The organism is Bacillus thermotolerans, from assembly GCF_000812025.2.
In the GTDB taxonomy this organism is placed as follows: Bacteria; Bacillota; Bacilli; order Bacillales; family Domibacillaceae; genus Quasibacillus; species Quasibacillus thermotolerans.
The window spans coordinates 23618-48478 of sequence record NZ_JWJE02000023.1 but is presented as its reverse complement, the minus strand read 5'-3'; the positions used below and the strand labels follow the sequence as shown (position 1 = coordinate 48478).

At 50.2% G+C, this 24861-nt stretch carries 22 protein-coding genes; 5 read left to right on the top strand and 17 right to left on the bottom strand.

Annotated features, from left to right (window positions below):
• Window positions 1-12: 12 nt before the first annotated feature.
• From QY97_RS10590 to QY97_RS10565, 6 genes are all read right to left on the bottom strand, one after another.
• Complete coding sequence (locus QY97_RS10590) at window positions 13-318, bottom strand: EscU/YscU/HrcU family type III secretion system export apparatus switch protein (protein WP_039230018.1); 306 nt, start codon at window positions 316-318, stop codon at window positions 13-15.
• Complete coding sequence (locus QY97_RS10585; RefSeq protein WP_039230016.1) at window positions 315-2930, bottom strand: hypothetical protein; 2616 nt, start codon at window positions 2928-2930, stop codon at window positions 315-317. The genes QY97_RS10590 and QY97_RS10585 overlap by 4 nt, the downstream gene beginning before the upstream one ends.
• 91 nt (window positions 2931-3021) lie before the next feature.
• The gene (gene flgM, locus QY97_RS10580) at window positions 3022-3285 is read right to left on the bottom strand and encodes a flagellar biosynthesis anti-sigma factor FlgM (protein WP_039230013.1); all 264 of its coding nucleotides are present in this window, start codon (window positions 3283-3285) and stop codon (window positions 3022-3024) included.
• 176 nt (window positions 3286-3461) lie between these two features.
• Window positions 3462-3866, bottom strand: coding sequence for a TIGR03826 family flagellar region protein (locus tag QY97_RS10575; protein ID WP_039230010.1), 405 nt, complete (start codon window positions 3864-3866; stop codon window positions 3462-3464).
• 2 nt (window positions 3867-3868) lie between these two features.
• Entirely contained in the window at window positions 3869-4606 is a 738-nt protein-coding gene (locus tag QY97_RS10570) for a ComF family protein (protein ID WP_052728958.1), read from the bottom strand.
• On the bottom strand, window positions 4603-5964 hold the full coding sequence (locus QY97_RS10565) for a DEAD/DEAH box helicase (protein ID WP_039230007.1): 1362 nt from the start codon (window positions 5962-5964) through the stop codon (window positions 4603-4605). Before QY97_RS10565 ends, QY97_RS10570 begins: the two co-directional genes overlap by 4 nt.
• Before the next feature lie 189 nt (window positions 5965-6153).
• On the opposite strand from QY97_RS10565, the gene QY97_RS10560 reads away from it, so the two are divergent.
• Entirely contained in the window at window positions 6154-8439 is a 2286-nt protein-coding gene (locus QY97_RS10560) for an S-layer homology domain-containing protein (RefSeq protein WP_039230004.1), read from the top strand.
• A gap of 75 nt (window positions 8440-8514) precedes the next feature.
• On the opposite strand, the gene QY97_RS10555 is transcribed toward QY97_RS10560, so the two are convergent.
• Window positions 8515-9519 carry an ABC transporter substrate-binding protein gene (locus QY97_RS10555; RefSeq protein ID WP_046128723.1) on the bottom strand — a complete coding sequence of 335 codons (1005 nt, stop codon included), beginning with the start codon at window positions 9517-9519 and terminating at the stop codon, window positions 8515-8517.
• Between the two features lie 166 nt (window positions 9520-9685).
• Here QY97_RS10555 and QY97_RS10550 point away from each other — a divergent pair, with 166 nt between their 5' ends.
• From QY97_RS10550 to QY97_RS10540, 3 genes are read left to right on the top strand one after another with little or no spacing between them, the layout of a single operon-like run.
• Window positions 9686-10690, top strand: coding sequence for a FecCD family ABC transporter permease (locus QY97_RS10550; RefSeq protein ID WP_039230001.1), 1005 nt, complete (start codon window positions 9686-9688; stop codon window positions 10688-10690).
• The gene (locus tag QY97_RS10545) at window positions 10687-11742 is read left to right on the top strand and encodes a FecCD family ABC transporter permease (RefSeq protein ID WP_039229998.1); all 1056 of its coding nucleotides are present in this window, start codon (window positions 10687-10689) and stop codon (window positions 11740-11742) included. Before QY97_RS10550 ends, QY97_RS10545 begins: the two co-directional genes overlap by 4 nt.
• A gap of 16 nt (window positions 11743-11758) precedes the next feature.
• The gene (locus QY97_RS10540; RefSeq protein WP_039229994.1) at window positions 11759-12586 is read left to right on the top strand and encodes an ABC transporter ATP-binding protein; all 828 of its coding nucleotides are present in this window, start codon (window positions 11759-11761) and stop codon (window positions 12584-12586) included.
• 117 nt (window positions 12587-12703) lie between these two features.
• Here the strand turns inward: QY97_RS10540 and QY97_RS10535 are convergent, their stop codons facing one another.
• From QY97_RS10535 to QY97_RS10495, 9 genes are all read right to left on the bottom strand, one after another.
• A complete protein-coding gene (locus QY97_RS10535; RefSeq protein WP_039229990.1) occupies window positions 12704-13555 on the bottom strand; it encodes a DegV family protein in 852 nt (283 codons plus the stop codon).
• 338 nt (window positions 13556-13893) lie between these two features.
• Entirely contained in the window at window positions 13894-15303 is a 1410-nt protein-coding gene (lpdA, locus tag QY97_RS10530) for a dihydrolipoyl dehydrogenase (protein WP_039229987.1), read from the bottom strand.
• On the bottom strand, window positions 15304-16536 hold the full coding sequence (locus tag QY97_RS10525; RefSeq protein ID WP_039229986.1) for a dihydrolipoamide acetyltransferase family protein: 1233 nt from the start codon (window positions 16534-16536) through the stop codon (window positions 15304-15306). It lies immediately after the preceding gene.
• A 13-nt stretch (window positions 16537-16549) separates the two neighbouring features.
• Window positions 16550-17569, bottom strand: coding sequence for an alpha-ketoacid dehydrogenase subunit beta (locus QY97_RS10520; protein ID WP_039229982.1), 1020 nt, complete (start codon window positions 17567-17569; stop codon window positions 16550-16552).
• Complete coding sequence (pdhA, locus tag QY97_RS10515; protein ID WP_039230068.1) at window positions 17569-18627, bottom strand: pyruvate dehydrogenase (acetyl-transferring) E1 component subunit alpha; 1059 nt, start codon at window positions 18625-18627, stop codon at window positions 17569-17571. The genes QY97_RS10520 and pdhA overlap by 1 nt, the downstream gene beginning before the upstream one ends.
• 15 nt (window positions 18628-18642) lie before the next feature.
• On the bottom strand, window positions 18643-19791 hold the full coding sequence (locus QY97_RS10510; protein ID WP_039229979.1) for a Leu/Phe/Val dehydrogenase: 1149 nt from the start codon (window positions 19789-19791) through the stop codon (window positions 18643-18645).
• A gap of 287 nt (window positions 19792-20078) precedes the next feature.
• Complete coding sequence (locus tag QY97_RS10505) at window positions 20079-20543, bottom strand: Lrp/AsnC family transcriptional regulator (RefSeq protein WP_039229976.1); 465 nt, start codon at window positions 20541-20543, stop codon at window positions 20079-20081.
• A 121-nt stretch (window positions 20544-20664) separates the two neighbouring features.
• A complete protein-coding gene (locus tag QY97_RS10500) occupies window positions 20665-22005 on the bottom strand; it encodes a sodium-dependent transporter (protein ID WP_039229973.1) in 1341 nt (446 codons plus the stop codon).
• A 327-nt stretch (window positions 22006-22332) separates the two neighbouring features.
• Window positions 22333-23301, bottom strand: coding sequence for an NAD(P)H-dependent flavin oxidoreductase (locus tag QY97_RS10495; protein ID WP_039229970.1), 969 nt, complete (start codon window positions 23299-23301; stop codon window positions 22333-22335).
• A gap of 83 nt (window positions 23302-23384) precedes the next feature.
• Here QY97_RS10495 and QY97_RS10490 point away from each other — a divergent pair, with 83 nt between their 5' ends.
• Entirely contained in the window at window positions 23385-23906 is a 522-nt protein-coding gene (locus tag QY97_RS10490; protein ID WP_039229968.1) for a gamma carbonic anhydrase family protein, read from the top strand.
• Window positions 23907-23980: 74 nt separating this feature from the next.
• On the opposite strand, the gene paaX is transcribed toward QY97_RS10490, so the two are convergent.
• Entirely contained in the window at window positions 23981-24859 is an 879-nt protein-coding gene (gene paaX / locus QY97_RS10485; protein ID WP_039229967.1) for a phenylacetic acid degradation operon negative regulatory protein PaaX, read from the bottom strand.
• Window positions 24860-24861 lie beyond the last annotated feature (2 nt).

Here is a 24861-nt window from a genome sequence, read left to right as displayed (position 1 = left end):
TTAATACATTTCTTAAAAGTCTTTGCCTGGGTATTTCTCCATTTCTTCAATGAGAATTAAAATTTCTGCAATGACGGAATACAGCTGAGGAGGAACACTTTCACCGAGGTCGACATCCAACAGGCTCGACAGCAGCGTTTCATCCTCTTCCATATGAATGTTGTGCTTGTCCGCAAGCTCAATGATCTTCGCGGCGAGCTGCCCGCTTCCTTGAGCGACCACGGTTGGCGCCCCGCCGTTTTCATCGTAGCGGATGACAGCGGCGGACGGTCCGTTCACTTTCTTTCGTTTCACCTGGTTGAAATAGTGCGGCATCATATCGTGTAGTCATATCCTTTCTCTGTCATCGTTGGCTGCGAAGCAGATGGGGCTTTCGTTTCCCTCGCTGGCTCGACTGCTTCACTCGCCGGTGTCAGCTCAGTAAACTGTACGGATCCAACGCGGTAGCCCACATCGGACAGCCGCTCCTTCGCCACATCGACAAGCGGTGCCATCCGCTCTTTAAAGCCCGGCAGGTCATTTCTAATCTTCACGGACAAGTTTCGCTCATGGGCGGTTAACGACACGCCGATCTCGCCGAGCTTTTTCGTTTCAAACAGGAAGTACAGGCTGCAGTTCTCCCAGTCGATCGTCTGGCCGCTGTTCTTCGATTGAATGAACACCTTCATGTTCTCGACCTTATCCTGCAAAAGGAACGGCAGCGACAGCATCAGACTCTGCATCCCGCTCGTATCCGTCTTGCTTAACAGCTGCTGGCCGGTGAGCTGGGATAACACCTGATCAGCCTTTCCGTTCATGGCTGACTCATCCGCCTGCACCATGCGCGTCAGCATGCTTTTCAATGATTGGCTGAGCTCCTCCTGCGGCTTTCCTTTCGTGAGAAGTGACTGGGCCTGCTCATGTTCATACGTGAGCCCGAGGGCACGCGTATGCTCAAGCACCCGCCGTCCGGTTGGCTCCTCGTGCATCATTTGCAGTGACTGGCTCACGTGGGCGGCTGTCTGCTTCATAGGCGAAGGAGCGTCATCTAGCTTCAGGAGTTCACCCGATACAAAGTGCTTCACCTTCACGTCAGCTGGCTTGAAGATGAGCTGGTCGGTCATTTTCTTCACTTCACCGACGATCCGGCTCGCCTGATGCACCTCGCCCTTCATGAGCAGCTGCTTCGCTTCCGCGAGCTGAGAGCTTGCTTTTAACAGCTTTTTCTCCGTTACCATATCGGTGTACAGCACAAATTCGCCCTTTAATATCGCCTTGTCGAGCATATGGATCGTCGACTCTAAGAGCGGCTTCACTTGTGGAATGGATCGCTGCTTAAACTGCTGGATCATAACATCGACCGTCTGCAGGTTTCTGGATAAATCTCGCTTCACATGCTTAAAGTCAATCGTCAGCTGCGACATCTTTTCCGTGACTCTTGTAACAATAATGTCCTTCGCCTGGCCTGGCACCATCGCCAGCAGTTCATCGGGAAGGGTGTACGCCGCTTCAGCCGGCTGTACACTCGGAGCTGGCGCGGGCAGCTTCGCCTCTACTTCTTGAAGCACCCGCATGAGCTCGCCTCTCGCCGCCATTTCTCTCCCTGCCTCGGACGCTTTTTCTGCTTTCACGATTCCTGTCTCTATCGGTGCCTTCAGCGCTTCTGGTACGTTGTCACTTTGAAGCACCTCTTGACGAGCATGCTTCAGTATGGCGCCCATATCCGGATTCTTCTTCACGAGCCGGATCGCCTCTTGAATGGCCGCTCTGGCGGCCTCTGTCTTCGCTGGCTGAACGGGAGCAGCTGGTGTTTGAACAGAAGCTGACTCCTTAACCGGCGCCCGGCCAGCGATCGCTTCCAACTGGACCGCTTCAGCGAGGCTTTTCACGAGCGGCGGAGAAGCCGCCAGCTCTCTAGCAAAGCCCGCTTTGATCCCTTCCACCGCTTCCTTCACAGTCATGCCTTGTGCGACTTGTTCTGCCAGCTTTCCGAGTAGTGGTTGATTGGGACGCATGATCTCCAATGCTTTAAGAACTGCAGTTATTTTCTGTACCGCGGCGGCCTGAATTTTATCTACTGGCACACTCGGCTGAACCGCTTCCTTCACCTGAACAGCCGTACGTTCAGGCTGAGCCGCCGATTGAATCGCTTCGGCAAGTGCTTTTACGAGCGGCGGGGAAGCCTTCAGCTCCTTTGCAAACTGCTTCTGAATCGCTGCTCCGACCTCCTGCACACTAGCGCCTCGGGTTAAGGATTCCATCAGCCGTGGCAGTGCCGGGTGGCTCGGCTGATGCTTCGAGAGCGTCTGCAGAACATTTACGAGCTTCTGAACGATCGGGTCAGCCGGCTTGTCCGAACGGGCCGGCTGAACAGTTTTCGGAGCCACTCCGGCTTCCTTCAGCCACTCACCGACGGCTTCGCCGATGGAGCTTTCATGAAGCGCCGCATGGATATGCTGAAGCTGCTTGGCGGTAACCGGCAGTTGTTTGTTCGCTGCCTGAGTCACCGTGGCTAATTTTTGTTCCATTGTTCCCTTCACTTCTCCGAGAAACTGCTTCATCTCTTGAAGGGATGCCTTGTTAAGCGGCATGCCTTTATCCATGAGGATCGAAACTGCCGCCTTCATATCTGCAGATAACGGCTGGCCGCCGTTTAAGCGGGTAAGCACTTGATCAGCGGTCGGCTGGCCCGTCGGTTTACCTGCGGTTTCTGCCAGCCGGACCGTTGGCGTGCCGTCCTTGCTTGGCAAGACCTCTACTGTGACTCTTCCGGAATCCGGCAGCTTGCCCTCGACCTTGACTTTGATTTCCTGTCCTCTAATTTGCAGCAATACTTCCTTCTCCGACGGCTTTCCCTTCACGGCTGCCTGATAGACGTCCCCTTCCTTTAAAGAAAGAGGCGGTGTCTCAGAGGAAGCAGCGGCAAGCTTCGGGTCCATCTTGACCTGCATGTTTTTTCACACTCCCACGCATCGTTTCTTCTTGTATTTGACCGAAAAAAGAGAGAGGCGCCTCAAAAACAGCTGACCTCTCTTCCATACCTTACTTTTTATAAAACTTCACAATGCCTTCCGCGATTTTCTCCGGATCCGGCTTGTATTCTCCTGATGCCACTTGCTGCTTCAGAAGAGCGATTTTATCAATTCGTTCATTGGACATTTGCGACACTTCCTGCATGCCTTTCGCCGCCGCCGAAATCTCCACTTTGTCTGTTTGCACACTGGCGGCTTTCTTCGGCGTATGTATCTTATTCGCCTGCGCATCGTATGGATTGACGCCCGTCAGTTGTGGTCGATCGACTTTCATAGCGGATCCCTCGCTTTCTTGTTTTTTCCGTTTTCTTACTTGACTATATTATAATCATCGGCTGAACAGAAAAAAAGTTAACAGCGGCTTTATAGGCGATTTTTCTCAAATTTCACTCCAACATCTCCCACCAGCTTCAGCAACAAACCGGGTCCTATTCCCTACAATGGTGCTACTCATTCTTCTGTTAAATAATAAGTAGCGCGCTTGTTCTTCTCCTCCTTAAACGCCTCTTCACGCTTGATCTGTTCAAGGTCCGCCTTCACCTCGTTGCGGCAGCTTTCGCAAACGCTTCCTTGCATAATCAGCGCGCCGCAGCGGTCACAAGGGTAACCAAGGTTCGGAAAATGGGCGGTATGAAGCCGGCCTTTTTTCACCCATTTGTAAATAAGGGACCGCTCCACCCCGAGCGCCTTTTCCAATTGCGGAATGGTCGCCGCTCGGTTTTCCCGCTTGCGCAGGAATTGGTACACACGCTGATACGCTTCTTCCTCCGCTTTCGAACACGCGGGACACACATCAAGAAAAGCATTCTTCATGAAGAGGGCGCCGCAATTTGGGCAGTTGGCAATTTCGCTCATCGTCATTCCTCCAAAACAGCCTCTCTTTCTCTCCCTTGCCCGCGGGCAAGAGTGAGGGAAGTGACGCCGGCTGCTCCTGCTTGTTTTAATACATAGGCGATGTATCTAACCGTCGCCCCTGTAGTATATATATCGTCGATTAACAGGATAGTTTTACGATGAACCGATGAATTTTCTTTCAATCGAAACACTTGCGCGCCCCGCAGACGCTCTTCTCTTGATTTCTTCGACTGCTTCTCTGCATGGCTCCGCTCGAGGACATTCACCGGCTTCATGCCTGCCTCCCTCGCAAGAGCTTCTGCCTGGTTAAAGCCCCGCTCACGGAGCCGTTCCTCGCTTAACGGCACCGGAACGACCATGTCATGCGGGATCTTCCTTGCTGCCTGCCTCACCTCTTCAGCAAACGCCTTCGCTAACAAGTAATCTCCCCTGTATTTGAACCGGGCAATGAAAGCTTTCATCGCTTCGTTATACATATAAAGCGACACATTGCCCGAAAGAACTCCTTTATAAAGAGACTCCTTCTCCCAGCGCACACAGTCGTGACACACGCCGTCGATACTAAATGAAGCATCCAGCACCGCAAGCGGCCGGGAGCAGAGTCGGCAGCATTCACCCGTGATCCGTTCAAACGGCTGCAGGCACTTCCCGCACAGCAGGGGCAGCTCCACGAGCGTGAAAAACTGCCGCCACGTCATCTGGCGGTTCGTTTCCTCCTCGCATAGTAAACAAAGACTCATCGGTCCAGCCACCCCTTCTCCAAGCCTTCCTTGTTCATCTGACGGATATGGTCAACGGCCTTCATCATGGCTCTTGTCCGGCCGAAGTGAAAAAGGCGCACCTCTCCGTCCGGAAACTCCGCACTTCTCCCTGCCCGACCGGCGATTTGCACAAGAGCGCTTTCCGTAAACACATCATCCTCCGCGCCAATAACCGCCACATCAATGTTCGGGAACGTGACCCCTCTTTCTAAAATCGTTGTCGACAATAAAAGCGCCAGCTTCTTCTCGCGCATAAGAGTGACCTTTTCCTTCCGCTTCAGATCCTCTGCGTGCACAGCCTCCACATGAGGATGAAAAGCTTGAAAGAGAGGCAGCGCTTGTTCCATAAGATCGATATGAGGAAAGAAAAGAAGAGCCTGCTTCCCATCCTTCAGCCGCTGGAGCGTCCATTCCTTCACTACTGGCGGGAGCTTTCCTTTTTCAATTGCTCTCCGCCAGCGCCCGCACCAGGTCATTACAGGAACGGGCAGCGGCTGGCGGTGAAATCGGGCCGGGATTTTCACGAAGGGTCGTTTGCCTGACCGGCATTCCTCCTGCCAGGCTTCATTCGGAGTAGCTGTTAAATAAATGAGAGAAGACTCGGGTTTCCGGGCTTTTTGCGTGGCAAATTGTAGGGAAGCATCATACGAATAAGGAAAGGCATCCACTTCATCGACAATCATGACATCAAATGCCTCCAGGAAGCGGAATAGCTGGTGAGTCGTGGAGACAACGAGCGGGCTGTACACATGGCGATCAGGACTTCCGCCGTATAAAGCGGTCACACGGATGCCTGGAAACACACGCTGGAGGCGAGGAGCAAGCTCAAGAACGACATCGGTGCGCGGCGTAGCGATGCAGGCACGCTTGCCGGAAAGCAGGGCCTCTTCCACCCCTTGGAATAACACCTCTGTCTTTCCGGCGCCGCACACCGCCCAGATAAGGCATTCTCCTTTCTCTTGAACGGCTTTTTTTACCGCTACCGATGCCGCCAGCTGCCCTTCAGACAGCCGGCCGCTCCATTGTAGCGTACCGTCCCCCTCCACCGGCGGCTCCGGCCCTGTCCAGCGAATCAGCCGGGAGCAGCCTGATATACGCCCCATCATTAAGCAGTGACGGCAATAAGGACAGCTTGTTCCGCAGCGGGCACACGGAAAGAAGGCAAACCGCTCTTCTCTGTCGTTGCCGCAGCGGCTGCAATAAAAGGAATGGTTTCTCGAAGTGATACCTTGGAGAATATCAACCGAGGAATCAGGAAGCGAAAAAGGCAGCTCTTCTTCGAGCAGGAGGCGGCCAGAGAGGAAGGATGCCACCGAGGATAACGGATTAGAATTCATACATTCATCTCCTTTTTGAATCAGTTTCTTCTATAATATAGGACCAAAGTAAATCTAGGGAATTGTTCTCTTTTAATGGTCCCACTTCCATTATATGATAAGAAGGATTTTCACATAGTCTTCTATTTCTGAAGAATACTAGTATGATATAATGTCATGTGTTCAAACCTTATCAAGGAAGGAGTAACTATGAAAAAGCTAGCAGCAAGCCTGGCAATGGTTGTTTTATTCTTCACTTTTTTTGTCCAGTCATCTGCCTCCCCGGCAAAAGCCGCCAGCAATCCAAGCTTGATGGAGCAAGTACAAGCGCTGATGGATGCGGGAGTGATGCAGGGCTATGACGATGGAACGCTTCGGCTGAATTCCGCCGTGACAAGAGGGCAATTCGCTGCCTTTTTAGTACGGGCGTTGGATTTGCCAGCTGGGGATTCTGGATTTAAAGATGTAAGTCCTGGCAGCGCCTTATATAAAGAGATCAGTGCTGCAAAGAAAGCCGGCGTGCTTCTCGGCGACAATGGCTATGCTCGGCCAAATGATCGTGTCACACGCTCAGATGTGGCCGTGATGCTTGACCGCGCCATGCAGCTGAAAGGCAGCTACACAGAAAAAGCAACGCTGACCTTTACAGACAAATCACAAATCGGAAAGTATGCATACGAATCCGTCCAGCGCATGACGCATTACGGACTCATCCAGGGAACAGCGGACAATCGCTTTGAGCCGCTGAAGACAGCGACGCGCGGGGACTCCGCACGGTTCGTTTACCGATTAATGGAGACATTAGACTTGTTCTCCTCCGGCCCACAGCCTGTCACACCGCCTGAGCCGGCTGATTCCTCAGAGGTAGTCGTCCCAGTGAATGACTATCAATATATTAAAGTCCGCATGAATACGCGCGGCGTGCCGCTTACATATGATAAACGCACAACAGATGCTCATATTCGTTCAACAGATCACCATTACTACTATCATATGGGTAAGGCCTCAAGCCCCCTCGGCTCGCTTCGGGTCACGCTCAGAAAGCTCGATAACGGCGATGTGTTCGTCTTTACGAAGTTCATCCATAATGGAGACAATACATACTCAGCTTCCGTTATTGTCCCGTTCCAGCAATCGGATAACTACTCGTTAGCGAAATATGAAGCCTTTGGCAAAGTAGAGCAAAAGCATGACGGCACGTTCGGTGTGGACGAAACGTCACACCCAACCGGCATTCTGTCTGCGAAGAAGGGCAGCACGATTACGAATGAAATGATGATCGGCAAAAATTATATTTCCCTTCATCGCCAGCACAATTATTCGAATGGCGACACATCTGTTCTCCGCGAACTGCTGGAGGAGCGGGAAAGCTATCAAGTATACACAGATAAAGCACGCAGCCTTGTAACGACGCATGTGAACATGTCTGTTCGTTCGAAAGCCATCTCAGAAAACTGGCTGCTGTTATCTGATAAACGCCTATTCGCCAAAGACGCCAATCGTGATGATTGGTTCAAGCGCACGATTGCCGAATATACGACGATCAATAACTGGCTGACAGCTGATGGAGCTTATACGAAGCTGCCTTGGTCCATTGAGCCGGGATACCAGATGGGCTACGGTCGTAACATTACCCGTCTTCAAGGCGGCGTCTACTTAACGGCCTACAACGGTAACAAGGAACGCTATTTCTACGACCTCGTAGTCAATGCGATTGCCGACCTGGATGTGTTCTCAAATGGGGCTTTAAAAGCTGGGAAAAGTCCCATCTTCCCGACCGAGTACACAAGCACGTGGCTGAAGAGAGCCTATGGCGTTACGGCCCCTTACTTTGACACACGGCTGAATGAGAATGCCGCTCTGTTCTTAAAGAATGCTTCAGAATCTCTGTCCATTCCGGAGCTTGAGGGCACAAATATCCGTTATGCCGATTACCTTGTGCAGCAGAAGAGCCTCGGGAATATTATCCCGATTACAGCCTCAAGCTACTTGATCGCTGATTATTACGGGCTTGGCCATAATCATTCAAAAACGCATGCTTCCCTGAACCATGCGCTCGGCGAAATGAGGTTCCTGCTTGAAACGTACAAGCAAACGAAGAATTCCGCCTATTTAAAAACGGCCCGTGAAATTAAAGCCGGCATCGAGAATCTTCATCCGAAGTGGATTCGATCCAATGGCGATCTCTGGTATCAAGTCAATCCGGATCTTGTATTTGGCGGCGATGACTATCCTCACTTGACGCTATCAGACTTGCTTCTCAGCCAGAACGTATTTGCTGAAACCGGCATTTCGCGCAGCACCGTGTTCGATGCAATGATTCGCTCCAAAACGTCGTATATGATCGACAACAATGTAGCGATTCCTAACTTTGTCGTTCAACTGCTTCGTGAACAAGGCTTTGGCTACTTGATTAACAGTACCTACCAATCTAGCACAAGCAAAGCGGATATTGAAGAACGTCCGAAAGATGCGCTTGATTTATTGGCAGAATAATAAAGAAGCTCTCCCAATCAAAAGGGAGAGCTTTTTATATAGTTGGAGCCGGTTTGTCTGCAACCTTCTCCTACTTTACCTATCTTCTAAGAAATACTTCTCAATATCGTCTAACAGCAGATTTGCTGCTTTTACACCGCCCGCTGTATTCCAGATCGCATCGTCCACCTTATGCACGTTGCCGCTTTTAGCTACATTTAAGTTTTGGAATAGCGGATCATTCAGCCACTCTTCCTCTAACTTTACAGCTTCTCCTTTATTCTCTGCTGGATCATAAGTAAAGTAGAAAAGAATGTCTCCGTCCATTGCTGGAATACGCTCTTTTGTTACATTCTTCTCAGCGAAGTCCGGCTGATCTTGTCCCTCAGGACGGGCGAATCCTAATTGCTCCAGGATCACACCGGAGAAGCTGTCTTTATGATAAATCCGGACATCTCCAGGCATGAAGCGAACAATCGATACTTCCTGGTTTAGCTTGTCGCCAAGCTTTCCTTTTAACTCTTCAATACGCTGATCAAAATCGGCAATGACTTTCTTTCCCTCTTCTTCTTTATTTACTGCTTTTGCATAAAGTTCAAAATTTTCTTTCCAATCGCCGCGCAATGTTTCCGCATACACGGTTGGAGCAATCGCACTTAATTGTTCGTAAATCTTCTCGTGACGCATTTTATTACCGATGATTAAATCAGGTTTCAACGAAGCGATCGTCTCTACACTTGGTTCTCCTTCGTTTCCGACGCTTTCAACGCCCTCCATCTCCTTCTCAATATGGGCATACCACGGGTTGCCTGTCCAGGATTGTACCGCTCCAACCGGCTTTACGCCTAATGCCAGCAGCGCCTCTGTTCCTTCATTCGTCAAGATCACGACGCGTTCGGGTGTTCCTTTTATTTCTGTTGTCCCCATCGCATGCTCAACTGTATAAGATGGGCTTTCCGTTTGATTAGCTTCATCTGACCCTTCATTCTCATTCGCTGCTTCGTTTCCAGAGTTTCCGCAGCCAGCCAGCACGATCACTAGCAAGAGCATGGAAGCTAAAAGCCACGAAGATGAAACATTCCGTTTAAAATATGTAGCCATTCTCTTATCCTCCTAATCAAGATTGATTATCATTTACATTAGATAGTAGGCGATGGCAAGAGGTTTGTCAATAAATAATTGAAAATGATTATCAAGGTCATTGACACCGCTTTCCTGATCTCTTAAACTTGAAAAAAACGATAGGGAGATTAGGGAGAGAAACAGCATGCTTCTAAGACATACAGGGGGAAAGCTGATTGGATTACTGATCGGTCTGTGCGGTCTATTACTATGCATCGGCCTTAGTATTGTAATGGGATATACAAATACAAGTATCGAAACAGCTATTCAAGCTTTTCAAGATTTTGATGGTTCCAATGAACATATTATTATCCAGGATGTCCGGCTTCCGCGAGCGCTTATTGCAGCAGCGGTCGGCAGCAGCTTGGCCATAGCCGGTGCCCTTATGCAGGCACTCATGAAAAATCCGCTTGCTTCCCCTGATATTATCGGGATCAATGCAGGAGCCAGCTTCTTCATCGTTGTCGCTATGATGATGTTCTCTGTGAACTCCTTGCAGGCATTTACATGGATTGCCTTTATCGGTGCCGCTTCAGCTGCTATTATCGTTTATTTCTTTAGCGGGGTTGGAGGCGGCGGATTAACTCCATTAAAGCTTACACTCGCAGGCGCAGCTATTGCAGCATTGTTCTCATCGTTAACACAAGGATTGCTCGTTATGGACGAATCCGCTCTCGATCAAGCGTTATTTTGGCTTGCCGGGTCTGTGGAGGGCAGGAAATTGGAAATCCTTCTCTCCGTTCTTCCTTATTTGGCGGCAGCGACTGTTCTTGCTCTTTTGCTGGCACCGAAGATCAACCTTTTAACAATGGGGGAAGACGTAGCAAAGGGATTAGGCCAGCGCACAGGTACCGTCAAATTGCTGATCGCCGTGTCCTTTGTTCTGCTGGCCGGAGGTTCCGTAGCCGTGGCAGGTCCAATCGGATTTCTAGGTATTATCGTTCCTCATATAGTCCGATCATTAGTCGGAAACGATTACCGCTGGGTGCTGCCTTATTGCGGGGTTCTTGGAGGTATTTTGCTCTTAGTCGCTGATATCGGCGCGCGCTATGTCATTATGCCAGAGGAAGTCCCTGTTGGCGTCATGACTGCTTTTGTCGGCACCCCATTTTTCATTTATATTGCACGTAAGGGAGGGCATACATCATGAAAAAGCATGTCCCGTTCCGCCTCGGAAAAGGAAGCGTATCCCTCCTGCTTGACCAAAAGGCTCTCTGGATAACGATCGGTTGTACTTTCTTGCTGCTGGCTATATTCGTCGTCAGTACTGGAATGGGGGAGCAGTTCTTCCAGCCGTGGCGGGTGCTGACCATATTATCCGGCCAAGGAGATGCCTTTGAGCAGCTGGTTGTCTACTCTTTCCGTATGCCAAGAATCATCATTTCTATTTTAGTCGGGATGAGTCTCGCAGCAGCCGGTGCCATCCTGCAGGCGGTTGTACGAAACCCTTTAGCCTCCCCTGACATTATTGGCATTACAGGCGGCGCCTCTGTGGCCGTTGTATTGTTCTTGGCCGTCTTTACGGATCGAAGCAATGCATTGACTGTCAGCATTCACTGGCTGCCGTTAAGCGCCTTTGCAGGGGCGGCGATTGTTACGTTTCTGCTATATATTCTCGCCTGGAAAAATGGTTTATCGCCTGTCCGCCTTGTTCTTATTGGGATTGGAATGTGGGCATTGACGAAAGCGATGACCACCCTCTTTATGATTCTAGGTCCTATTTATCAAGCAAGCCAGGCAAATGTGTGGATTACCGGTTCCATTTACGGTGCCAGCTGGCAAAATGTATGGATACTGGCCCCTGTGACCGTTGTTCTTCTGGCCGTTGTTCTGGTTATGATAAGACACATTAATATTCAAGAGCTGGGAGAAGAAATCGCTATTGGGGTCGGCACAAATGTTCAAAAGCAGCGTTTTCTCCTGCTGCTGATCAGTTCAGCCTTAATTGGCAGCGCAGTCGCCTTTGCAGGAGGCATCGGCTTTGTTGGACTGATGGCCCCTCATATTGCGAGAAGGCTCGTCGGGTCCTCTTTTGGCGCCCTTCTTCCTTTATCGGCTATCATCGGAGCGATTTTAGTGCTAGTAGCAGACACAATCGGGCGCACCCTTTTCCTGCCTGTCGAGGTGCCGGCAGGTGTATTTACCGCTGTGATTGGGGCCCCTTATTTTATTTATCTTTTATACAAACAAAGAAGCGCATAAAAGGAGCGTAGAATACATGCAGTCATTAGAAACACAGTCGCTAACATTGGCCTACGGAGATACGATGATCATTGAGGAGCTGGATTTACTCATTCCAAAGGGAGAGATTACTGTCTTTATCGGGAGCAACGGCTGCGGCAAGTCCACTTTGCTCCGGTCATTAGCCCGTTTGTTAAAGCCTCGGTCAGGGTCTATTTTTATTGAAGGAGAAATGATATCGAAGCTGACGACAGGCGACATTGCTAAGCAGCTGGCTATCTTGCCGCAAGGCCCCATCGCTCCCGAAGGATTGACCGTTCTACAGTTAGTCAAGCAGGGGCGCTACCCGTACCAAAAGTGGTATCGGCAGTGGTCTGAGGAGGATGAAAGAGCCGTGCACCATGCTCTTCAGGCAACTGGCATGGAACAGCTAGCGGACCGTCTCGTGGATTCCCTGTCAGGGGGACAGCGGCAACGAGCGTGGATCGCTATGACATTAGCTCAGGATACAGATATTATTTTACTAGACGAGCCGACAACTTATTTAGACATGACCCATCAAATTGAAATTCTGGATCTCTTATTTGAGCTAAATGAAAACGAAGGACGCACCATCGTAATGGTGCTCCATGATTTAAACCTGGCCTGCCGCTACGCCCATCATCTCGTCGCTATAAAAGATAAGAAAGTGTATGCTCACGGAAAACCAGAAGAGGTAATGAACCCTCTTCTCGTAAAAGAGGTGTTTCAAATGAATTGTGATATAACCGTTGATCCGCTCTTTGGTACGCCTATGTGTATTCCCCATGGAAAAGGAAGACGTATCGCTGCTCATGCAGGTAAGCCTCATGAACTTGTTCGCTAACCTTAAAACCCCACCAGAAAGATCAACCTTTTTGGTGGGGTTTTCCATATCATCTTTATCCTCTAAATCGGAAAAAATAACTTTATAGGTCTCTTTGTGTATGCAGATCGTTAAGGATTATTTATCAGCTTTCTTTATCCAGCCGAAGCCGAGTGCGCCTTCGCCAAGATGCGTACCGATCACCGGGCCGAAATGGCTCAATTCAAGTTCCGCATTCGGGAAACGGGCTTGCAGCTCTTCCAGCCAGCGCTGGGCCGCTTCTTCACAGTTCGCGTGTATAATAGATCCCTTCAGCGGCTCGCCCTTCTCATAGTCTTCAGCAAATAAGTCGGCCACGCGCTTCAGCGCTTTTTTCGACGTGCGGACCTTTTCAAATGGAACGATGACCTTATCCACAAAGTGCAAGAGCGGCTTCACCTGAAGCAGTCCGCCAATCAGGGCCTGCGCGCCGTTTAGCCGGCCGCCGCGCTTTAAATGATTGAGATCATCCACGATAAAGTACGCCCGCATGGATGGCTTCATCGCTTCTAATTCGTTTAAAATCTCTTCCGGTTCCTTTCCTTCACGGGCTAATTCAGCCGCCCGGATCGCAAAGAAGCCTTGTGGCATACAGCTGATTTCGGAGTCAAATGAATACACGTCGATCTCTTTCACGAGCTCTCCTGCCGCTATAGAAGTCTGGTACGTGCCGCTGATGCCGCTCGATAAGTAAATGCCGATAACGGCGTCATATTCCTTTGACAGACGCTGATACAGCTTCATAAACTCACCGATCGGCGGCTGTGTCGTTTTCGGCAGTTCGTCCATCATCCGCACCCGCTCATAGAATTCTTCCTCAGTCATATCCAGCTCTTCTCTATACGTCTTCTGGTCAATGATCACACTGAGCGGAATCATATGTATATTCAACTCTTCGCGCAATTCTTTCGGAATATAGCTTGTACTATCCGTGACAATTGCCGTTCTCATAAGTGTACCTTCCTTATTCCAGTTTTGTGCTTCCTTAAGCGTGTCCCGCTAACTTAACTGAAGCGTTACTCTTATTCTAGTGGATATATTGCCTTTTTGCATCCCTTTCGACAAAAAACCAGTGGAAGTGTCATAGACCGAGACACATAGAAGCACAAAAAAAGCCGTCTGTTTCACAGACAGCTTCAGACTGTAGACAACGATGGGAATCGAGCGCCTACAGCCTTTTTACTTTGCTTGTAAACAGGGGCTGTTGATTTCCATTTCAGACGCTTCGCTTTCCGCAGGAGTCTGCGCGTCTTCCATTCCAACGGGAAGCGATCTGTTTCACAGATTGATTATGTCACCGCATGGACAGCCTGGCCAACGAGTCCTTCGACCGCTTCCAGCAGCCCTTCGTTATAGCTTGGGTGCGCATATAGCGGGAACTTCGCGTCTTCTTCCTTCGCCGCCATTTCTAGTAGCTGGACGAAGTGGCTCGACAGCTCCACGGCACCCTCACCGATCATATGAATGCCGAGAATAAGATCCGTGGAGGCATCTGAAATGACTTTCACAAAGCCATCCCTCTTTCCCGTGATAGCGGCGTAGCCGTTGCCGCCGAGGTTGAATTTGCTGGTGCGAACCCCGCCGACTCTCTCACGTGCCTCCTGTTCCGTTAGGCCAACGGAAGCAATCGGCGGAATCGTATGCACGATCGTTGGGATGCACGTTAAATCCACTTCGGTTCTTTCGCCGGCGATCGCTTCAGCGGCTGCTTTACCTTGCTTGATTGCTTTTACCGCCAAAAGTGGACCTTCTGTCACGTCACCAATTGCGTACACCGACGGCAGGGACGTTTGCATGTCCTTGTTCACTCGAATAAAGCCCTTCTCCGTTTGCTCGATCGCAAAGCGGCCAATGCCGAGCTCCTTCGTGTTCGGCAGGCGGCTGCCTTCGACGAATAGATGCGAACCTTCAAGCACTTCTTCCTTCCCGCCTGCCTGCAGCGTGACATGCACACCGGCCGCGGTTTCCTCTGCCGATTGGATCGCCGCCTGCTTGATCAGCTTGATTTTCTTCTTTTTGAACAGGCGGGCCAGCTCTTTATTCACCGACTCATCAAACGAAAAGTCAGCTGCCCCTTCCCATAGCACCGTCACCTTCGCGCCGAGCGCATGGAAGCTGGATGCTACCTCAAGGGATATGTAGCTGCTTCCGTAAACAAGCAGATGTGTCGGCATCTCTTCCACGGAGAAAATATTATGCGACAGGAGGATACGTTTCCCGGTCTCGGTAATGCCTCCAGGCAGCACCGGCGAGCTTCCCGACGCAATGATTGCCTGCTTAAAAACATACACATCAAACTGATGGCCGTACTCCACACCGATTTTATTTTCTGCTGTAAAGCCGGCTTTTCCTTGAATGACTTCTACTTTATTTGCTTTGCATAAGGCCTCTACGCCTTTTCTCAGCTGCTCGGTCACCTTCGACTTATAGGCGATGAGCTGATCCAGCTGGAATGTGCCCTCCACAGCCGGCAGGCCGATTTGCTGCAGGTGGCTCATTTCTGCTTTTTTCTTCGCCGCGTACGTAAATACCTTGGAAGGAATGCATCCTTTGTTCAAGCAGACACCGCCAAGCTTGTCACGTTCAATTAATGTGACAGAAAGCCCAAGCTGCGCGGCCCGGACCGCCGCACTGTAGCCTCCCGGACCGCCGCCGATAATGACCAGATCTCTTTCTTGACTGATTTCCCCAACAACCATCTATATCATCTCCAGCATAAGGGTATTCGGCTGTTCAATTAAGCCCGCAAACCGGTTCGTGAATGCCACCGCTGTTCCCCCATCCGCAACCCGGTGGTCAAAGGACATCGACAGGTTCATCATGTGACCAATCACAATCTCGTCCTGCTCGTTCACAATCGGCACTTTCTTCGTTTTATGGAAAGCAATCAGCGCGGTTTCCGGATAATTAATAATCGGTGTCGCGCCGGTGCTGCCAAGCGGGCCGACATTGCTGATCGTGAAGGTGCTTCCTTTCATATCCTTTGATGACAGCTGGCCGGCTCTTGCCTGCTCGTTCAGCCGTTTAATATCTTGGTGAAGCTCCTTAATGGATTTCTTATCAGCATCGTGAACAACCGCCACGATGAGGCCGTCTTCCGTGTCGACCGCTAAGCCGATGTTATAATTTTTCTTCAACAAAATCTTTTCGTTCTCCTCATCCAGCTCCGCATTGAAGATTGGGAAGTCCTTCAGCGCAATCACGAGCGCTTTCACGAAGAAGGCGGTCACCGAAACCGACTGGCCTGCTCCCTTCAGCTCTTCGCGCAGCTTCATCAAATTTGTCATGTTCACTTCATCAAAGTGAGTGACATGCGGAATCGTATACAGCGACTTCGTCATCTTCTTCGCGATTTGCCTGCGCAAGCCGCGGAACGGAATTTCTTCCGGTGCTTCGGTTGGCTGGCTAGCAGCCGGTGCCGTGGATGCGGCAGGCTTCTCTGCAACCGCAACCGCTGGCGCCTCCTTCTGTTCTAAAAAGCGGTACACGTCCTCCTCTGTGACGCGTCCGGATGGATCAGACGGCAGGACTTGTTCAATATCGATGTTGTGATCACGTGCAATTTTCCGTGTATACGGTGTCGCCAGCACGCGGTTGAAGGAGGAAACGAACGGACGGCTTTCCTGCTTCTCCGCAACCGGTGCCGTCGAAGGCTCCTCCGGCTGTTTCGGCTGTTCAGGTGCCGCTTGAGCGCTTCCTTCCGCTTCAATATAAAGCAGCGTGGTGCCGACCTGTACCGTGGTGCCGGCCTCCACTATAATTTCCTTCACAATGCCGGCGGCCGGCGAAGGCAGCTCAGCCACCATTTTATCTGTCTGCACTTCCACAAGCGGCTGATCCGTCTTCACCTCGTCCCCTGGCTTGACAAGGTAATGAAGAATTTCCCCTTCCGTCATACCTTCTCCAATATCATGCAGCTTGACTTCAAGCACTTTTGTCCCCTCCTTAAAAATGAACGGCTTTTTCGATCGCTTGAACGACCCGGGCAGGTGTTGGCAGGAAATGCTCCTCCAGCGCAAAGAATGGTACCGGTACGTCAAAGCCTGTCACTCGTTCAATCGGCGCCCGCAAGTACAGGAAGGATGTATCGTTAATCATGGAAACGATGTCGTTACCGAGTCCTCCTGTGAAATGTGCCTCATGCACGATAACGGCCCGGCCAGTTTTCTGGACAGACTCTGCGATCAAGTCGCGGTCCAGCGGATAAAGCGTACGCAGGTCAATCACGTCACAGCTGATGCCGCTTTTCTCTGCTTGTTCCGCCGCTTTTTCTACGACTGGCATCATAGCGCCCCACGCAATCAGCGTAATGTCCGTGCCCTCTTTCACTCTTTTTCCTTTGCCGATTTCTACCGTATAGCGGCCGCTTGGCACTTCCTCGCGCTTCGCCCGGTAGCTTCTCATCGGCTCAAGCATCAGCACGGGATCCGGATCCTCAGCGGCAGCAATTAATAATCCTTTCGCATCATACGGCGTAGACGGACACACCACTTTGATGCCCGGCATGTGCGTAAATAACGCCTCGACACTGTCGGAATGGATTTCCGGCGCCCTTACCCCCGCTCCGTATGGGGCCCGGATGACCATTGGCACCGTATAGCGGCCCATCGTTCTCATCCGCAGCCGGGATACGTGCGTCATCACCTGCTCGTAAGCCGGGTAAATAAAGCCAAGAAACTGAATTTCCGCGATCGGCTTAAAGCCATTCACCGCAAGACCGACAGATGCGCCGATGATGCCCGCTTCCGATAGCGGCGTATCCACAACGCGGTCTGCGCCAAACACCTCCTGCAGCCCTTCTGTCGCCCGGAACACGCCACCGTTCTTACCAATGTCCTCACCGAGAAGCATGATGCGGTCGTCGGTTTCTAACAGTGTCCTCATTCCATCGTTGACCGCTTGCACAATCGTCAGCATCTGGTCCTTCGTTTCCTTCTTTGGCAGGTCCCTCATTTCCATTGCCATTATTGATTCCCCCTCAAGTGAGTAAGATAAGATTGCTTTTGCTCCGCAAGCTGAGCCGGCATTTCCGCAAACACGTAATCAAATAAGTCTTCGACGTTAGGAGTTGGATAGCTCTCCATGTCCTCAACAGCCTTTTCAATTTCCGCCGTGATGCGCTCGGCTGTCTCCTGTACCCATGCTTCATCCCAGTAGCCGTTATTCTTCATAAAGCGCTCCATCCGAAGAAGCGGATCCACGATATCCTTTCCTTGATCCGCCGGACGGTATTTCGTCGGATCATCCGCTGTCGTATGAGCGCCCGTGCGCCACGTCACCGCTTCGATCAGCGTTGGCCCCTGGCCTTTTCTCGCCTCTTCTAATGCCTTCATTACTTCAAAGTACACAATCAAGCAATCGTTTCCATCAATCCGCACACCCGGCATGCCGTAAGCAACAGCTTTCTGGGCGATGGTTTCTGAGTTCATCTGCTTCTCGATCGGCACAGAAATCGCGTAGCGGTTGTTTTGGTTAAAGAAGACAACCGGTGCTTTGAATACGCTCGCAAAGTTCATCCCTTCATGGAAATCGCCTTCTGATGTGGCTCCGTCCCCGAAGTAAGCGATCGATGCATTTTTCGTTCCCTTTCGTCTTTCCGCCCAGGCAGCCCCTGCCGCATGCGGAAGCTGAGTCGCAATCGGCACAGCCGGCGGGAAGATGTTCCTTCCTTCCGGCGGTACACACCCTTCGACGCGCCCATTCCAGTAAAGGAACGTTCCTGCCATGTCTGCGCCGAATGTCAGCTTGGCGCCGTGGTCGCGGTAGGTCGGAAACATCCAATCAGCTGGCTGCAAGGCCATCGCGCTTCCGACCTGAGCTGCTTCCTGTCCCTCAAACGGCGCATACGTACCGAGCCGGCCTTGGCGCTGCAGGCTGATCGCTTTCCGGTCGAACGTCCGGATGCGGTACATATGATAGTAAAGGTCCTTGACCAGCTGCTCATTGATCAGGCTCTCGTAAGAGGAATCAACGATACGTCCTTCCTTATCCATCACTTGTTTGATCGGGTAATGAGTGTTCATCATCTTCCTCCTCCTTTAGAATGAACGGCGAATGTTCCATTTCGGCTGTACGCTGCCTGTGTAGAAGTGATTTCTCTTGCCGCGGGCCCGAATTCTTTGCTCGCACATGCGGTTTGCTGCTTCCATCGTCGTAATGCCATCGAGATCTGCCTGCTTATAGGTTTCAAGAATCGCATCATAAATGCGTGCCGTTTTGGCAAGCACTCTTTCTTTATTGACGCCGTACAGCTCATCCGCAACTTGGATCAGCCCTCCAGCGTTGATAATGTAATCCGGTGCATACAGGATGCCTTTCTTTGCCAGCTGTCGGCCGTGCTCTTCCGTCAAAAGCTGGTTGTTGGCAGAGCCGGCAATTGCTTTTACCTTCAGCTGCTCGATGGTCTCGTCATTGATCACCCCGCCGAAGGCACATGGAACGAAAATATCTGCCTCCTGTGAATAAATAGCAGTGCTTTCTACCACCGTGACCGATCCGCTTGTTGACTTGGCCTTCTCCTGAATATCCTGCAGGCTTTGCTGATTAATATCTGTAACGAACAGCTGAGCTCCCTCTTCAAGCAGAGCTTCTGCCACTTTGTAGCCGACCTTTCCGAGTCCTTGAATAGCGTAGGAAGCGTTCGCCAGGTCTTCTTTGCCAAACAGCATATAGTTAGTGGCCTTCAAGCCGTACAGCACACCCATGGCTGTTGGAACAGAGGAATCTCCGCCTCCCCCGTACGCTTCAGGTACACCGACGATGCTGTTCGTTTCCTTCATCGCATGAATGAAATCATCCATCGTCGTGCCCATATCCGTCCCTGTGTAGAAACGGCCGCCGAGAGACTCGACAAACTGTCCGAACGCGCGGAATAGTTCCGGCGATTTGTCTGTTTGCGGATCACCGATGATAACCGCCTTGCCGCCGCCGAAGTCCACATCGGCTGCTGCGCATTTATAGCTCATCCCCTTGGACAAACGAAGCACATCCTCCAATGCTTCCTCCACGCTTCCGTACGGGTACATCCGGCAGCCGCCGAGTGCCGGACCGAGTGTTGTATCGTGAATGGCGATGATCGCCCGAAGACCCGTATCCGGATCGTTGCAGAAGACCACCTGCTCATGCTCTGACATTTTTTCAAACAGCGTAAAATCCTCCATGACGGATGTCTTTTTTGTTACGTTCATATTGACTCCTCCTCGCCTTACTTTACTCTTGAAGCAGCCGGGAGGTGACTCAATTGTAAGCCCTTTCATTAACTGTCAAACGCCTGCTCCCGAAGCTTCTCTAATTACCTTTAAGTATAAAAGGGCAAAGGGGGAAAATATATATCAAAGTGATCGAATTTTCTCTCGCTTCCTTACACTTTGCATGAAATTTTTCGTATAGGCTACACTTTGTAAAGCGCTTACATTTTTGAAAAGTCATACGATTTTATGCATAAAAAAACACCCCGCCGATTCACTGGCGGGGTTCATTTAGAAGCAGGCCATGCCTGCTCTTCTTCAGTTGGCAGCATAATCTTCTCTGGCACAGGTGACTTAAGTACAATGGATGTATTGATAATGCCGTACGGAATCAAGTAATCAACGAGTCTCGTTAAATGCTCCATGTCATTGACCGCTGCCTTCATCAAATAGTTCACCTTGCCGGTTACCCGGTGGCACTCAATGATGTCAGGGTGCTCGGCCGTCATTTGTTCAAACTTCTCATAAGGAACGCTTACTTCACTCACTTGAATAAATAACAGGATGTGGCGGCCCACGGAAGGAGGAGACACTTTCGCGCTGATTTTGTCAATGATGCCTTTCTCCATCAGCCTCGTGAATCGCTCGGCAACACTTGGACGGCTTAACGACAGCTTCTTCGACAGGTCACTTAACGTGATCCGGCCGTCCTCTTGAAGAATCTTCAGCAGCTGAATATCTATCTCATCCATACTCTCACCCTCACAATCTTCTAGATCTTGTGAATAACAGGGAAGCCGCTCTCACATAGAACCGCTTCCCCTCTTTGCCTTTATTTTATTATATGACATTTACTCGAGAACACAGAACACTTTAAATAATGCCCAGCACATCGAGGTAAACGATGATAATCGCGATAGGTGCCAAGTATTTAATAAGCAGGAACCACGTTGCGAAAATTTTGCGCCCGATAGAAGAGCCGGTCGACAGCTCGTCGATCAGCCGCTGCCTCGGAATCTTCAACGGAACGAAGATGGCAATCAGTAAAGCGCCAAGCGGCATTAAAATGTTGCTGACGAGAAAGTCCGCTGCATCGAAAATCGATTTACCGAAGATCGTGATATCACTCAGCACGCCATACGACAAGGCAGATGGCACACCGACCGCGAAGATCAACAAGCCGATGATCCAGGAGAACTTTCGGCGCTCCCCGCTATTGCCCTTCGACAACGTCGCTACAATGATCTCAAGCATTGAAAACGCAGAGGTCAGTGTCGCGAATAAGAATAAAATCAAGAAAGCAACCAGGAAGACCACACCGAATGGAATCTGGTTAAACACAGTCGGTAAGACGTTAAAGATTAAGACGGGCCCGGCATCCGGTTGCAGCCCGTAAGCAAATACCGCTGGGAAGATCGCCAAGCCTGCGAGGATCGCCACAAGCAGGTTCATCAGCACAATGGAAATCGCCGATTGCGGAATGCTTTCATTCTTCGCTAAGTAAGAGCTGTAAGTGACCATAACGGAAACACCGACACTAAGGGCGAAGAACGATTGACCCATCGCAAACAGCACGGTTTCCGGTGTAATGTTGGCCAGGTCCGGCTTCAAGAAGAACTCAATTCCTTCCATCGCACCATCAAGCGTAACGGAACGGATAATCACAAGCAGGAACAGGATGAACAGCGCCGGCATCATGATCTGGCTTGCCCGCTCGATCCCGGAGTTGACTCCTTTAGACACAACATAGATAGTAATCAGCATAAATATAAACTGAGCAAGGACAGCTACGATCGGATCACTGATCGTTTCCCCGAACAGCGCTCCGTACTCTGCCTCGGATAAGCCGCTTAAATCTCCAAGCAGCCCTTTCATAATATAAACTAAGATCCAGCCGCCGACCACGCTGTAGAAGGACAGCAGGACAAAGCACGTGAACACGCCGAGGCGCCCGATAAGATGCCAGGCGGAATTTGGAGCTAATTCTTTATAGGACTCAATGGCATTTTTCTGCGTGCTTCTGCCGATAATAAATTCCCCAATTAGTAACGGCAGACCGACAAGCAAGGTAAATAAAAGAAAGATTAAAAGGAAAATCCCTCCCCCGCTCGTACCGGCTACGTAAGGGAACTTCCAAATGGCACCCAGTCCAATTGCTGAACCGGCTGCGGCCAAAATAAACCCCAGTTTAGATGACCATTGTTCACTTTTCATGTCTTCACCTCTCCATAATTTAGGAAAACGCTTACATTATTTTTTCTGAATATTACAAATTAGTTATCTAGCGTTTTTCTTCCGTAATTCTAACAAGCCGTCTCATAAGAGTCAACTATTATTGTTATATAAGTTTTTCTTTTTTGTGTCTTAAAAATGTTCTTACAATAATTCTCTGCTTCCTTTTCACGCAAAAAAAGAGGATCACGAGTGTGTCCTCTCCCTTTCGAACGTTGCTTCTATGACAGAACATGGCTCAACAAAAGGAGACTTGCGTATCGTAACATAATCGCCCTTTGCCGGCAACAGAAAGCATTCATTTGCTGCTTATGACTGCTGCTTAATTTCTTCCAGCTCTTTCGCCCGGTCTGTCATCAGCTCGAGCGCTTCTGTGACCATGCTGCTGAGCAGCTCCTTCACAGTCGGCAGGCTCTCGATCAGGCCCGCGACCTGCCCGCTGTTAATAAAACCATTGTACAAATCTCCTTCAATGGCACCTTTGATATGCTGCTTCTCCGATGTCCACTCCGCGTACTGCTCTACGCTAATGCCTTCGTTCTCGCGTTCTGCGATCTGCTGAGCATACGGCGCCTTGAGCACCCGTCTGACGCGGCCGACACTGCGTCCAAGAATCATCGTATCCGTATCGCCCGCCTGAACCAATCCCTTCTTGTACGTCTCATGGAAGGGGGCATCCTGCGTAGCGATCAGGCGCGTGCCGATTTGCACACCGCTCGCTCCAAGCATGAAAGCAGCTGCCAGACCATGCCCATCGCCAATGCCGCCCGCCGCAAGAACCGGCACATTGACATGTTTGACGATCTGCGGAATAAGCGTGAACGTCGTCAGCTCGAGGTTTGAGTTAATTCCTGCTGCCTCAAAGCCTTCCGCGACGAGAATATCGGCTCCGGCTGCTTCTGCTTTTTGGGCATGCTTGACGGAAGCAACCAGTGCTATAACCGTTATCCCATGCTCGTGAAGCACGGGAATGTACGGTGCCGGGTTGCCTGCGGAAAGTGACACAACCGGAATGTTATGCTTAATGACCAGGTCAATAAGCTCCTTTGTATAAGGAGAGACGCTAATCGCAATATTAATGGCGAAGTTTTTATTTGTCCGTTCCTTCGTTTCAAGGATAATTTTCTCTACTTCCTCCGGCGTCATCGTTCCGCAGCCGATCGTTCCCAAGCCTCCTGCTTCCGATACCGCGGCTGTCAGCTGGGCATTACTGATGTTGCCCATTCCCCCTTGAATGATGGGGTAATCAATTTGAAGTTTCTCACAAACCTGTTTCATTCTTTCTCCTCCTCTTACAATAATGGTATAATAGATTAAATTGAAAAACAATTACGTCAATTTTTATGGAGGGGGATGATTTTATGAACATACCATATAACGGAAAAACACCAACCGTGGAGAAAAATGTATTTATTGCTCCAGGTGCTTATGTCATTGGCGATGTGCATATCGGCGAAGAATCGACCATTTGGTTTAACGCCGTTCTTCGCGGAGACGAAGGCTCCATTACCATTGGCAAGCGCTGCAGCATCCAGGATAACTCCACCATTCATTTGTACGAAGGAGCACCCACTGTCGTCGAGGACGAAGTCACTGTCGGACATAACGTGGTCCTCCATGGATGCAAGGTCGGCAAACGCTCTATTGTCGGCATGGGATCAACCATTCTTGACCATGTAGAGATCGGTGAAGAATGTATTATCGGAGCCAACACACTCCTGACAAACGGCACGAAAATCCCGCCCCGCTCACTTGTCGTAGGCTCACCAGGAAAAGTCGTCCGTGAGCTGTCGGACAAAGATTTTGAACTTATTCAACTGTCCATTGATACATATGTACAAAAAGGATACGACTTTCGGGAAATTCTTGAAGACAACAAATAAACACCTACAACAAAGCTGCCTCCATATTTGAGGGCAGCTTTGTTTCATCCGTTATGAAGTTGAAGCGGTTATCCTTAATGAATCATATATGGATGATCCGCCGCATCATAGGATTTATCCTTCTTCCGTAAGTCGTTCCCCTCGCTAAATACCTCTTCAAAGAATTGGCTCGCAGGATCCGCCAGCAGCTTATAATGCTGGGCAAACAAAAGCGCCGCATGATTGCCGTTCCATTCGTCCGGCAATAATTCCTTCGGCAGTCCCGGATCGATAAAGAGGAATTTTCTATATTCGTGAACAAGGTTTGCCCGCTCAACAAAGCATTCCGCTGGCGTCATTTTTCCATCGTTCATCATGCTTTGGTGAACGATGAATTTCTTGCTGTACTCATCAATGAACTCCTCATACTTTCCTTGGATCTCATCCAGAGGCCAGCTTTTCTCAATCAGCGCTTTGTCCTCCTTCGGCCCTCTGTACTCCGCCCTAAACAAGTCCACATACTCATTAATTTCGTACCTGTCGATGAGCAGCTTGACTTCCTTAGCCAAGTCGTTCGGAGAGATCCAGCAGCCGTTAGAGAAGCTGCCAAAGCCGCTCCACAGCAGCTCTTTCCGCAGCTCGTCACGAATATGACGCTTTTCCTCAGGGATTGTGTACATCAGCATCCGCCACTTGCCATCCCACTCATGCGCATTGAACTTAAAGATCCGGCGCGCCGCCTCTTCTATACGAACTTCTCCGCGAGGCGTTAAAAAATAATAACTCTTATTCCCTTTTCGTTCTGACTGTATCCACCCTTGTTTGACCATTCTAGACACAGCGACCCGTACAGACTGTTCGTTATGGCCGAATTCCTTCAGCAGCCGAATTAAACTTCCGATCCATATCTTGTTGCCGTAGTGGCGAATATAGTCGCCGTAAATGGTAAAAATCATCGATTGAGTATTTGCCATGT

Coding starts and splice junctions, on each gene's coding strand:
- QY97_RS10540 (WP_039229994.1), top strand. CDS start 11,759: ATGCAGTCATTAGAAACACAGTCGCTAACATTGGCCTACGGAGATACG.
- QY97_RS10575 (WP_039230010.1), bottom strand. CDS start 3,866: ATGAGCGAAATTGCCAACTGCCCAAATTGCGGCGCCCTCTTCATGAAG.
- QY97_RS10565 (WP_039230007.1), bottom strand. CDS start 5,964: ATGAATTCTAATCCGTTATCCTCGGTGGCATCCTTCCTCTCTGGCCGC.
- flgM (WP_039230013.1), bottom strand. CDS start 3,285: ATGAAAGTCGATCGACCACAACTGACGGGCGTCAATCCATACGATGCG.
- QY97_RS10510 (WP_039229979.1), bottom strand. CDS start 19,791: ATGAACGTAACAAAAAAGACATCCGTCATGGAGGATTTTACGCTGTTT.
- pdhA (WP_039230068.1), bottom strand. CDS start 18,627: ATGAACACTCATTACCCGATCAAACAAGTGATGGATAAGGAAGGACGT.
- QY97_RS10495 (WP_039229970.1), bottom strand. CDS start 23,301: ATGAAACAGGTTTGTGAGAAACTTCAAATTGATTACCCCATCATTCAA.
- QY97_RS10490 (WP_039229968.1), top strand. CDS start 23,385: ATGAACATACCATATAACGGAAAAACACCAACCGTGGAGAAAAATGTA.
- QY97_RS10535 (WP_039229990.1), bottom strand. CDS start 13,555: ATGAGAACGGCAATTGTCACGGATAGTACAAGCTATATTCCGAAAGAA.
- QY97_RS10520 (WP_039229982.1), bottom strand. CDS start 17,569: ATGGCAATGGAAATGAGGGACCTGCCAAAGAAGGAAACGAAGGACCAG.
- QY97_RS10500 (WP_039229973.1), bottom strand. CDS start 22,005: ATGAAAAGTGAACAATGGTCATCTAAACTGGGGTTTATTTTGGCCGCA.
- QY97_RS10560 (WP_039230004.1), top strand. CDS start 6,154: ATGAAAAAGCTAGCAGCAAGCCTGGCAATGGTTGTTTTATTCTTCACT.
- QY97_RS10555 (WP_046128723.1), bottom strand. CDS start 9,519: ATGGCTACATATTTTAAACGGAATGTTTCATCTTCGTGGCTTTTAGCT.
- QY97_RS10550 (WP_039230001.1), top strand. CDS start 9,686: ATGCTTCTAAGACATACAGGGGGAAAGCTGATTGGATTACTGATCGGT.
- QY97_RS10585 (WP_039230016.1), bottom strand. CDS start 2,930: ATGCAGGTCAAGATGGACCCGAAGCTTGCCGCTGCTTCCTCTGAGACA.
- QY97_RS10505 (WP_039229976.1), bottom strand. CDS start 20,543: ATGGATGAGATAGATATTCAGCTGCTGAAGATTCTTCAAGAGGACGGC.
- QY97_RS10570 (WP_052728958.1), bottom strand. CDS start 4,606: ATGAGTCTTTGTTTACTATGCGAGGAGGAAACGAACCGCCAGATGACG.
- QY97_RS10545 (WP_039229998.1), top strand. CDS start 10,687: ATGAAAAAGCATGTCCCGTTCCGCCTCGGAAAAGGAAGCGTATCCCTC.
- lpdA (WP_039229987.1), bottom strand. CDS start 15,303: ATGGTTGTTGGGGAAATCAGTCAAGAAAGAGATCTGGTCATTATCGGC.
- paaX (WP_039229967.1), bottom strand. CDS start 24,859: ATGGCAAATACTCAATCGATGATTTTTACCATTTACGGCGACTATATT.
- QY97_RS10590 (WP_039230018.1), bottom strand. CDS start 318: ATGATGCCGCACTATTTCAACCAGGTGAAACGAAAGAAAGTGAACGGA.